A 12,172-nucleotide genomic window follows, 5' to 3' on the forward strand; every position below is an offset into this window, starting at 1 on the left:
CGGAGTTATAGCCAAATGCTATGGAATCATTGCATATTGGTATTTGTATTTTATACATCCGGCTCCTAAACTTGAACATAACAGATGTAAACGCTTACTAAACCGGGAGCGAAGGGGTGGAAATTATGGATTATGTAACAAAGGAGGAAATGAGCAGACAGAAAGGTAAAGGGATGTGGCGCTTTTTCCTCTACAGCGCGATAGGGATCATTTTATTTTTTGTGCCTGTCACATTGTTCGACAACAATTCGATTCTGCTCGACCATTTTGTCACTCTGACCGGAAATGTTTTTGGTGATTCCATCAAATATTATACACTGCTCGTCATTATCGTGGGTGCAATCTATCCGTTCATAACCGGGGAATGGAATAAAAGTACCATAGAAACCGGCATCACTTTCTTCAAAGTTGCCGGCATGGCAGTCGGATTCATGGTGGTCTTCCAGTTTGGACCGGCATTTGTACTGAGGGAGGATATCGGGCCGTTCCTGTTCAATTCACTGGCGGTCAACCTGAGTATACTGATCCCTGTCGGCGGGGCTGTCCTCGGTCTGCTGGTCGGTTACGGAATGCTCGTATTCATTGGTGTCATCATGGAGCCAGTCATGAGACCTTTATTTAAGACCCCGGGAAAATCAGCTGTCGATGCAGTCGCGTCATTCGTCGGAAGCTATTCAATCGGACTGCTGATTACCAACCGGGTGTACAAGGACGGTCAGTACAGCAGAAAAGAGGCGATGATCATTGCGACCGGCTTCTCGACTGTTTCTGCAACATTCATGATTGTAATCGCAAGGACGCTGGATCTCATGGATCATTGGAATCTGTTCTTCTGGACAACACTCGTTGTCACTTTTGCCGTCACAGCGTTATCAGTGAGGATTCCTCCGCTCAGGACGGAGGCGGATTATTATTACAACGGCGAGGATAATTCCGGAAAAGAGGATTTTGAGGGGAATCGTTTCAAATATGCATGGTATAAGGCAAAACAGCAATCTTTTGAAAGCGAGCCGCTGCTTGAAAATATCATGCGGAATTTCAGGGATGCGTTCAGGATGACGATGACGGTTGTTCCGACAATTCTGTCGATCGGCCTGCTCGGACTCGTCATCGTGGAATTTACGGAAATCGTCTACTGGGTTTCCTTCATTTTCTATCCGGTGCTCTACCTGTTCCCGCTTGAGGATATACCGTTGCTTGCGGAAGCCGTGACGGTATCCATCATTGAAATGTTCCTGCCGTCGCTGCTGGTGGTGGATGCCGGGATTGAACTGCGTTTTATCACAGCAGTGATATCCGTATCCTGCATCATTTTCTTTTCGGCGATTGTTCCCTGTATTTTAGCTACAGATATAAATATGCAAGTCTGGAAGATGGTCGCTGTCTGGTTCATAAGGGCAGTGCTGTCTCTCATCATCGTCATACCGATTGCATTACTAATATTCTAAGGAGTGGATTTCATGTCTAGAAAAATAACTGCCAAAAAAGGTCTGGAAATCGAATGTAAGGGCTGGGAACAGGAAGCGGCCCTCAGAATGCTCTATAACAACCTGGACCCTGAAGTGGCTGAACGGCCGGAAGACCTCGTCGTATACGGAGGAATCGGGAAAGCAGCACGCAACTGGGAAGCTTTTGAAGCGATAGAGAATACTCTGCGCAATTTGGAAAAGGATGAAACGATGCTCGTCCAGTCGGGCAAACCCGTGGCCGTGTTCAAAACACATGCGGAGGCTCCGAGGGTTTTATTATCAAACTCCGTACTGGTACCCAAATGGGCAAACTGGGAGCATTTCAACGAACTCGATAAAAAAGGCCTGATGATGTACGGCCAGATGACTGCGGGAAGCTGGATCTACATCGGCTCCCAGGGCATCGTCCAGGGCACTTATGAGACATTTGCAGAACTCGCAAATCAGAACTACGACGGTTCCCTGCGCGGGACAATCACGCTGACTGCCGGACTCGGCGGCATGGGCGGTGCACAGCCGCTTGCCGTGACGATGAATGAAGGAGTCGCCCTCTGTGTGGATGTGGATGAGTCAAGGATCCAGAAGCGTCTCGATACAAAATATCTGGATACTAAGACGGATTCCCTTGATGAAGCATTGAAACTGGCTGAAGAAGCACGGGATAAAGGAGAACCGCTGTCCATCGGTCTGCTCGGCAATGCGGCTGAAGTCCATCATGAGATCTTAAGGCGCGGATTCAAAATTGACGTTGTGACGGACCAGACATCCGCCCATGACCCGCTCAACGGTTATGTGCCGGAAGGATACAGTCTGGAAGAAGCGGCGGAACTCCGCGAAACGGATCCTGTAGAATATGTAAAACTGTCATCGCGCTCCATGGCAAAGCATGTGGATGCGATGCTTGAATTCCAGAAAAATGGTTCGGTCGTTTTCGATTACGGCAACAACATCCGTCAGGTGGCATTTGATGACGGGGTTGAAAATGCATTTGATTTCCCCGGATTTGTGCCGGCATATATCCGCCCGCTCTTCTGTGAAGGGAAGGGACCTTTCCGTTTTGCGGCGCTGAGCGGTGATCCGAGAGATATCGAAGTGGCGGACCGCAAGATGCGCGAACTTTTCCCGGATAATGAAAAGCTACTGCGCTGGCTCGATATGGCCCAGGAGAAAATTGCTTTCCAGGGGCTGCCTTCAAGAATTGCCTGGCTTGGCTACGGTGAACGTGCAAAGATGGGGCTCGCCCTGAATGAACTGGTGGCAAGCGGTGAAATTTCGGCTCCGGTGGTCATCGGCCGGGATCATCTGGACAGCGGTTCTGTTGCAAGCCCGAACCGTGAGACTGAAAGCATGAAAGACGGCAGTGATGCAGTCGGGGACTGGGCGATTCTGAACGCACTCGTTAATACGGCTGCCGGCGGTTCATGGATCAGCGTGCATCACGGCGGCGGTGTCGGCATGGGCTATTCCCTCCACGCCGGCATGGTAGTTGTCGCGGACGGTACGGATAATGCAAAAAGACGTCTTGAGAGAGTACTGACAAGTGATCCGGGTATGGGTGTTGTGAGACATGCAGATGCCGGCTATGACATTGCGGTCGAAACAGCGAAAGAGAAAGGCGTCAACATACCAATGCTAAAGGAGAATGAATAATGAACGATACTATAATCAAAAATATCAAATCACTCATCCTGCCGAAGAAGACGGACAGACCGCTAAAAGGCAAAGAGATGGATGAGCTTGAAATTGCAGATGACGCAATGGTCGTCATTGACGGCGGCAAAATCGTCTATGCAGGTCCGAAGACAGATGGGTATGAAGCGAAGGAAACGATTGATGCAAAAGGCATGATTGCCTCCCCTGCCCTCATCGATCCGCATACACATGTCGTCCATGGAGGTTCCCGTGAACATGAGATGTCCCTGAAGCGCCAGGGTGTGGACTATCTGACAATCCTTGAAAAAGGCGGGGGTATCCTGAACACTGTCGAGCAGACAAGAAAAGCGACGCATGAAGCCCTGTTTGAAAAAGCATCCAAAAATATCGTGCGCATGATCCAGCATGGTGTGCTTACGGTTGAAAGCAAGAGCGGCTACGGTCTGGACCGTGAAAATGAATTGAAGCAGCTCAATGTTTCCCGGGAAATAGAAGAAAATTTCCCGATCGAGATGAAGCACACATTCCTCGGACCTCACGCTATTCCCAAAGGTGCAGACAGTGAAACTTTCCTGAATGAAATGATCGATCTGCTCGACGAAGTCAAGGATATATCCGACTTTGCGGATATTTTCTGTGAAACCGGTGTGTTCACAATCGAACAGTCCAGAAGATACATGGAAGCGGCGAATGAAAAAGGACTGCGTGTGAAAATTCATGCGGATGAAATCGATCCGCTGGGCGGTCTGGAACTTGCAATCGAACAGAATGCAATCAGCGCCGATCACCTGGTTGCCGCAAGCGAAACAGGCAAAACAATGCTGAAAGATTCGGATACAGTGGCAGTGCTTCTTCCGGGGACGACATTCTATCTTGGAAAAGACAAGTTTGCCGATGCCCGGGGAATGCTGGATAATGACGGGGCTGTGAGTCTCGCGACAGATTATAATCCGGGCAGCTGTGTCACAGACAATCTTCAGATGATTATGGCCATCGCAGGGCTGAAACTCAAAATGACGCCGAATGAAATCTGGAATGCAGTGACAGTCAATGCTGCGCATGCAATCGGTTCTGAGCGCGGTACGCTCGTTGAAGGCGATGCAGCAAATCTCGTCATCTGGGATGCCCCGAACCATGAATATATTCCGTATCATTACGGCGTCAACCATGCCCACACGGTCATTGCAGATGGCAAAACCGTTTATGAGCGCCCGGGTCTCCTGGTTTAGGCGCCCCGTCCTTGCCTTTTTAACAGATCCGTATTAAAATGGGTCTTAACTTGATAAGAGCCGTCAGAAGGAAACAGTAGTGATCGCTTGATGACAGAGAGGCCATGGGTGGTGAAAATGGCCGGAGAGCGGCATGAATTTCCATCCTTCACTAATGACGGACCGGTATCTGATCCATACCGTTAGCAATGAAGAGATGATGTCACAGACATCAAATTAGGGTGGCAACGCGTATACCACGTCCCTTTTGGGGCGTGGTATCTTTTTATTCCAAAAAACTATAACGATGGAGGCGGCCGTAATGCTGGATATTAAAAAAATAAGAAATGAAAAAGACACTGTCAAAGAGAAAACGGAAAAACGGGGAGTGGACCCTGCCGTTATCGATGAGATTCTGGAACTCGACGAAGAGCGCAGAGAGCTGATTCAACAGTCCGAGACGCTTAAGAGCAGACGCAACAAAGTGTCCGAACAGATCGCAATCAAAAAGAAAAACAAAGAAGACGCGGATGATGTCATCCAGGAGATGCGCCAGGTCGGAGATGAAATCAAAGAAATCGACAACAGGCTCGGAGAAGTCAGGGAAGCGTACGAATACCGCATGCACCGCATCCCGAACCTGATCCAAGATGACGTGCCCGAAGGCGCGGATGACACTGAAAATGTTGAAATCCGACGCGAAGGGACACCGAAAGAGTTCAGTTTCGAGCCCAAAGCACACTGGGATCTGCTCGAATCTCTGGGACTGGCGGATTTTGAAAGGGCGGCGAAAGTATCCGGTGCCCGTTATGTCTATCATACGGGGGACGGTGCGAGACTTGAACGTGCACTGATGAACTTCATGCTGGATGTTCACAACGGCAATGGATACAAGGAGATGATGACGCCTCAGATCGTGCGGGGAGATGCAATGTTCTCCACAGGCCAGCTGCCTAAATTCGAAGAGGATCTCTTTAAAGTGGAAGACATGGACATGTACACGATTCCAACATCAGAAGTGACGCTGACCAACTTCCATAAAGATGAAACATTGTCTGACGATGCACTGCCTGTGAAGTTCACTGCCCAGACGGCCTGCTTCAGAAGTGAAGCGGGTTCTGCAGGCAGGGATACACGCGGACTGATCCGCCTTCACCAGTTCAACAAAGTCGAGATGGTCCGTGTGGAACGCCCCGAAGATTCCTGGGATGCCCTTGAAGAGATGACGGATCATGCGGAAAACATACTGAACCTGCTTGGAATCCCCCACCGCACGGTACTCCTCTGCACAGGGGATATCGGATTCGGTTCTTCCAAGACGTATGACGTTGAAGTATGGCTGCCGAGCTATGATGATTATAAAGAAATCAGTTCAGTTTCCAACATGACTGATTTTCAGGCACGCCGTGCTAATATCAAATTCAAACGGGATAAAAATTCCAAACCTGAACTGCTTCACACTCTGAACGGCAGCGGACTCGCTGTTGGCCGTACAATGGCTGCCCTGCTGGAAAATTATCAGAATGAAGACGGCACTGTCACAATTCCGGAAGTTTTGAGACCGTATATGAGTGGTCAGGAAAAGCTTGAAGCGTTATAATAGTAATACTGGATGCTCCTATTCATTTAGGAGCTTTATTTTATGGTTGGAGGATTGAAATGTTGAATAATAAAGTTTCGTTGCTTCAAATGATGCTCGTCCTCCTGATGGTGTTTGTATTTATTACACTGACTGATATCAGCTTATTCCTGGGCGCAGTCATTTTACCTTTTACCGTTTATTTCCTGGTAAAATTGAAGCATGAGTCGAACTATCATTTTTGGCTGACTTTTGTCAGTTTTCTTATACCTGCATTAATTCTTCTATCGGCCACTGTATGGCTCTGGTACCTGCTGCTCTATTTACTCGCAGTCGTACTGCACCGCACACTCAAACAGAATCTGTCTCAAGAGCTTACGCTCTTCTATGTGACAGCGACATTCGCGCTGGGCACGATCGGCGGCCTGAACATCATGCAGTGGACAGGGACAATCCAGCCGTTGTCTGACGTTTATATGAATTTCCGCAACTGGTATATGGAACAGATTGAGATGTACGGTGATTTTGCCGCCTCATCGATGGATACCGAACTCATCGGACAGACGCTGGACCAGATATTCATCAGTCTGCCTGCATATATTACGCTGATTTCATTCGCTTTGGCATTATACACAGTGTTGATGCTGCGTCTCATCCTTGGATCCTCGACAGTCAAGCTCTGGGAATACCGTTCATTCAAAGATTGGAATTTCCCGCGCTTCATACTGTATTTATTTTTAATTTCATTTATAGTATCATTCTTTACAACCGAAGGAACGACGTTCTTCTCTACGATGAGCAACATAATCATCGTGCTGGAATGGATATTATATATACATGGTTTAAGTTTTGCCTACTTTTTCTTCAGGGAAAAGAAACTGCATGTGGCACTGTCAGTTCTGCTGCTGATTCCTTTAATCATACTGAAACCATTGACGTTATTAATTGGTATATTTGAAATGATCTTCAGAATAAGGACGATAATAGAACTTAGAAGGAAGTGATGATGATGTACAACGTGCTGGATAAAAAAATGATCTTTATACCTTTTGGTATTGCAGCGTTTCATATTCTTGTAATGAATATATTCATAACGGCTAATCATTTTAATACAGGCCTGTTATTCCTGGTTGTCAGCATCATCCTTTTGACACTGTTGTTTCTTTATCTCTACCGCTCACTCAAAGTGAGTGAGATCAAATTCAGGCAGATGGTCCTTGATGTGGCGGGAAGCAAGCAGTACGCCATAGATAATCTGCCAATGGGTCTCATACTGCTCAATGATGAGGATGAAATCGAGTGGATGAACGATTACATCAGCAATGTGATTCCCGCTGAAAATATAGAAGAACCGATCAACAAGTTGTTCCCGAACATCATGACAACGTTGAAAGCGAACAACATCCAGATGACGGAATCATCCTACAGCGACCGGCATTATAAAATATACTGGGATGAAAAGCATCAGGCGCTGCATCTCCTGGATATCACAAGCCAGCGCAACCGTGAGCTGGAACTGGAAGATAAGAAGCCCGTCATCGGGATACTGTTCCTGGACAACTATGATGATGTGACACAGAACATGAGCGAAGCGCTGAAAAGTGAACTCAACAACTCGATCACCAACACGATCAATGACTGGGCGAATCACCACCACATCTATATCCGCAGATTTTCACAGGACAGATTCATCATTGTGCTGAACAGCAGCAGTCTGAAGGAAATCGAGGCGACACGCTTCAATCTGCTTGATGAGGTCAGGGAACGCTCCCAGGAAATCGGTGCCCAGATTACATTGAGTATCGGGATTGGAGAGGGTTCCAGTGACTATATCGAAGTCGGGGAACTTGCGCAGTCGAGTCTGGATCTTGCCCTCGGACGCGGCGGGGACCAGGTCTCCATCAAAGCGGTGAACGGCAACGCCCGTTTCTACGGCGGGAAGACAGACCCGATGGAAAAACGTACGCGCGTCAAGGCGCGTGTCATATCCCATGCTTTGCGGGATATTCTGCTTGAAGGGGAAAATGTGCTCATCATGGGGCATAAGCATCCGGATATGGATGCGCTCGGTTCGGCAATCGGCGTGGCAAGGATCGCTACGATGAACGGTATCAAAGCGAATATCATATTGAATGATGAAGATATTGATGATACACTTCAGCGCATGTTCAAGGAAGTGCAGGAACGGGAGGAACTCATGGATCTCTTCGTCACTTCCGATGAAGCATGGGACCTCATGTCCACCAAGACGACAGTGGTTGTCGTGGATACCCACAGGCCGAGCATGGTACTTGATGAAGTCATCGTGAACAAAGCGACGCGGAAAGTGATCATCGACCATCACAGACGTGCCGACGACTTCATATCCAGTCCCCTGCTCGTCTACATGGAGCCTTATGCTTCCAGTGCCAGTGAACTTGTGGCGGAACTGCTCGAATATCAAAACAGGGAACAAAAACTCTCCCGTCTGGAAGCGACGATCATGCTTACGGGGATTATCGTCGATACACGCAACTATACCCTGCGCACAGGTTCACGGACATTTGATGCCGCAAGCTTCCTGAGAAGCAACGGTGCTGATCCGGTCCTTGCGCAGACGTTCCTGAAAGATGATATTGATACGTATATCGCACGGAGCGACTTGATCAAATCCGCCGAAATCCATGATAATGGAATGGCAATCGTCAAAGCGGATACATCCATGACCTATCATCCGGTTACGGTGGCACAGGCAGCAGATCAGCTGCTTCAGATCGAAGGGGTCAAAGCCTCATTTGTCATGGCAATCAGAGAGGATGAATCCATTGGCATCTCCGCGCGTTCCCTCGGGGAAATCAACGTGCAGATCGTGATGGAATCACTGGGCGGCGGCGGTCATCTGTCCAATGCAGCCACCCGTGTCACAGATAAGACGATGGACGAATTATATGATGACCTGCTCAGCGCAATAGACGAAGTACTTGATAATAGGAGTGAAGAGGAATGAAAGTAATTTTTCTAAGTGACGTTAAGAATAAAGGTAAAAAAGGTGAAGTCAAAGAAGTGGCCAACGGCTACGCGCAGAACTACCTGATTAAAAACGGTCTTGCTGAAGAGGCGACACCGGGTAACCTCAAAAAATTGAAAGAGCAGCAGGATGCAGCTGCAGCAGCTGCTGAACAGAAACTTGAAGATGCAAAAGTGCTCAAAGAAGAAATAGAACAAAAAGAAGTTGAAATCAAAACAAAATCCGGAGAAGATGGAAGATTGTTCGGTTCCATCAGTTCCAAACAAGTTGTAGAAGCATATGAAAAACAACATGGCATCAAGCTGGATAAAAGAAAAATCGATATGTCCCAGCCGCTGAAAAGCCTTGGCTACCACAAAATGGAAGTCAAGCTTCATCAGGATGTAACGGCGACGATCAAAGTTCATGTTATTGAACAATAGAGGATAAAGGAGGGATTGATTTTGGATATACATCAGCAGATGCCGCATAATATGGAAGCGGAACAGTCTGTTCTCGGTGCCATACTGATCAATCCCGAAATCTTCATATCCACTGCAGAAACGCTGGATCCTGAAGATTTCTACCGAAGAGAACATCAGAATATCTACCGTGCAATGGGAATTTTAAGTGAGAATCATGAAAACATTGACGTAGTGACGCTTATCGATCAGCTGAAAAGCATGGAGCAGCTCAATTCAATCGGCGGTCCACGCTATCTAGTGGAACTCTCAAATGTCGTCCCGACAAGCCGCAACGTTGGATTCTACGTTAATATTGTAGCGAAGTATTCACTTAAGCGCACACTGATTCAAACGGCTGAAGAGATTGCGAATGAAGGTTTTTCTGAAGAAATAGATGTTGAAGATCTGCTCACAGAAGCAGAAGCCAAGATCATGTCCATTTCAGAAAGCCGCAGAAACGAAGGTTTCAAATCGATGAAATCCGTCGTGCACGAAGTCTACGAGCAGGTTGAGGCACGGGCGGGCCAGACGACAACAACGACAGGCATCCCTACAGGATATCGGGATCTGGACTTTATGACGTCCGGTTTCAACCGCAACGATCTGATTATACTCGCTGCCCGCCCTTCCATGGGTAAGACGGCATTCGCACTGAACATTGCAGGCCACGTGGGGACATCCGCAGATGGTTATACCGTCGCCATATTCTCACTGGAGATGGGTGCCGACCAGCTGGTATCCAGGATGATTTCGAGCCAGGGGATGATTGATGCCACAAAACTGCGCCAGGGAAATCTGGGCCATGACGACTGGGATAATTTCACCACAGCGATTGGAAGCCTTGCCGATTCCAAGATTTTCATCGATGATACACCGGGCATCCGGGTGAACGATATCCGTTCCAAGTGCATGCGCCTGAAGCAGGAACATGGCCTCGACATGGTCATCATCGACTATCTTCAGCTGATCCAGGGTTCGAGTAATAAAGGCAGTGATAACCGCCAGCAGGAAGTATCTGAAATCTCCAGAATGCTCAAGGCACTTGCCCGTGAGATGGAATGTCCGGTAATTGCGCTGAGTCAGCTATCGAGAAGTGTTGAGACCAGACAGGATAAACGGCCGATGATGAGTGACCTCCGTGAATCCGGTTCAATTGAGCAGGATGCGGACATTGTCGCCTTCCTCTACCGTGAAGACTACTATGTCCGCGGTGATGGTGAGGATGACGCTGAAGGGGCACAGAAAGAGCAGGATGAGATAGAGATTATCCTTGCCAAACACCGTAACGGACCGACCGGAACGGTTAAATTGATATTCAACAAGTCCTACAGCAGCTTCTTCGATCAGGACAACAGGGACTATGGTGACGGGTATATCCCGCCTAATTAATTCACGAATGTTTTTATATACTGCATATAAAAACGTTCGTATTTTTATTGCAATTTTTCTCTCCTATTGGTAGAATGGTTACGGTATTTCAAAGAAGAAATTGGGGGCAATCAAATGTCTGGAACAGTAGTAGTCGGAACACAATGGGGCGACGAAGGTAAAGGGAAGATCACTGACTTTTTATCTGAGGACGCTGACATCATTGCACGTTTCTCCGGAGGCAATAACGCAGGGCACACAATCCAGTTCGGCGGTGAGACATACAAACTTCATCTGGTACCGTCGGGTATTTTCTACGATGATAAAATATCTTTGATAGGAAACGGTGTCGTCATCGACCCGCTCTCTCTAATCAAGGAACTTGATGGATTGATCGAACGCGGCATTTCGGTGGAGAATCTGAGAATTTCAAACCGTGCACAAGTCATCCTTCCCTATCATCTGCTGCAGGATGAACTGGAAGAGGAAGCACGCGGTGAAAATAAAATCGGAACAACGAAACGCGGTATCGGACCGAGTTATGTAGATAAAGTACAGCGCATCGGCATCCGCATGGCGGACCTCATAGACGACGAAACTTTCAAAAGACGCCTTGAAGAAAATCTCAAGCTGAAGAATCATACGTTTGAAGCACTTTACAACCGTGAAGGATTCACATTTGATGAGATCTACGAGCCTTATAAAAAAGCGGCTGAACGTCTGGCACCATACGTTACAGATACAGCGAAAGTACTTGATGATGCTTTCCAGGACAACGGCAAAGTGCTGTTCGAAGGCGCTCAGGGTGTCATGCTGGACATCGACCATGGTACTTATCCTTTTGTCACCTCCAGCAACCCTGTGGCAGGTAACGTTACTGTAGGCTGTGGCGTTGGTCCAACGTCTGTCAAAAATATCGTAGGTGTATGCAAAGCATATACTTCAAGAGTTGGAGACGGTCCGTTTCCGACTGAATTATTTGATGAGAGCGGAGAACACATACGTGAAGTCGGACGCGAATACGGAACAACGACAGGCCGCGCGCGACGTGTCGGCTGGTTTGACAGCGTAGTAGTCCGCCATTCAAGACGCGTAAGCGGGATTACAGACCTGTCACTCAATTCCATCGATGTACTGAGCGGTCTGGATACTGTGAAGATCTGTACCGCCTATGAAATCGACGGCAAGGAGATTACGGAATATCCTGCGACATTGGATGCACTTAAACGCGCCAAGCCGATTTTCAAAGAGATGCCCGGTTGGAAGGAAGATATCACCGGTGTGAAACACCTTGATGAACTGCCGGAAAATGCGAGGAACTACCTCGGGGAAATCGAAAGATTATCCGGTGTTAAAATTTCAATATTCTCTGTAGGTCCGGATCGGAATCAGACGAATCTGCTTAAAGATTTCTGGGCATAACATAAAGAGCTCCACAGGATAAA

9 protein-coding genes are annotated in these 12,172 nt (G+C 47.7%); all 9 read left to right on the plus strand.

Going from position 1 to position 12,172, the window contains the following annotated elements; genetic code table 11:
* Positions 1 to 125 precede the first annotated feature (125 nt).
* The 9 genes from BM271_RS06955 (at position 126) to BM271_RS06995 (ending at position 12,149) form a co-directional block, all read left to right on the plus strand.
* Complete coding sequence (locus tag BM271_RS06955; protein ID WP_046788982.1) at positions 126 to 1,448, plus strand: YjiH family protein; 1,323 nt, start codon at positions 126 to 128, stop codon at positions 1,446 to 1,448.
* A 12-nt stretch (positions 1,449 to 1,460) separates the two neighbouring features.
* On the plus strand, positions 1,461 to 3,119 hold the full coding sequence (gene hutU, locus BM271_RS06960) for a urocanate hydratase (RefSeq protein ID WP_046788983.1): 1,659 nt from the start codon (positions 1,461 to 1,463) through the stop codon (positions 3,117 to 3,119).
* The gene (gene hutI, locus BM271_RS06965) at positions 3,119 to 4,351 is read left to right on the plus strand and encodes an imidazolonepropionase (RefSeq protein WP_046788984.1); all 1,233 of its coding nucleotides are present in this window, start codon (positions 3,119 to 3,121) and stop codon (positions 4,349 to 4,351) included. The genes hutU and hutI overlap by 1 nt, the downstream gene beginning before the upstream one ends.
* Positions 4,352 to 4,652: 301 nt before the next feature.
* Complete coding sequence (serS, locus tag BM271_RS06970) at positions 4,653 to 5,930, plus strand: serine--tRNA ligase (protein ID WP_046788985.1); 1,278 nt, start codon at positions 4,653 to 4,655, stop codon at positions 5,928 to 5,930.
* A 59-nt stretch (positions 5,931 to 5,989) separates the two neighbouring features.
* A complete protein-coding gene (locus tag BM271_RS06975; protein ID WP_143544911.1) occupies positions 5,990 to 6,913 on the plus strand; it encodes a DUF2232 domain-containing protein in 924 nt (307 codons plus the stop codon).
* Positions 6,914 to 6,918: 5 nt separating this feature from the next.
* Entirely contained in the window at positions 6,919 to 8,895 is a 1,977-nt protein-coding gene (locus BM271_RS06980) for a DHH family phosphoesterase (protein WP_046791369.1), read from the plus strand.
* The gene (gene rplI / locus BM271_RS06985; protein WP_046788986.1) at positions 8,892 to 9,338 is read left to right on the plus strand and encodes a 50S ribosomal protein L9; all 447 of its coding nucleotides are present in this window, start codon (positions 8,892 to 8,894) and stop codon (positions 9,336 to 9,338) included. The genes BM271_RS06980 and rplI overlap by 4 nt, the downstream gene beginning before the upstream one ends.
* A gap of 39 nt (positions 9,339 to 9,377) precedes the next feature.
* Positions 9,378 to 10,748, plus strand: a complete 1,371-nt coding sequence (dnaB, locus tag BM271_RS06990; protein ID WP_046791370.1) for a replicative DNA helicase — start codon at positions 9,378 to 9,380, stop codon at positions 10,746 to 10,748.
* Between the two features lie 114 nt (positions 10,749 to 10,862).
* A complete protein-coding gene (locus BM271_RS06995) occupies positions 10,863 to 12,149 on the plus strand; it encodes an adenylosuccinate synthase (RefSeq protein WP_046788987.1) in 1,287 nt (428 codons plus the stop codon).
* Positions 12,150 to 12,172 lie beyond the last annotated feature (23 nt).

The organism is Salinicoccus halodurans, from assembly GCF_900114445.1.
GTDB lineage: Bacteria > Bacillota > Bacilli > Staphylococcales > Salinicoccaceae > Salinicoccus > Salinicoccus halodurans.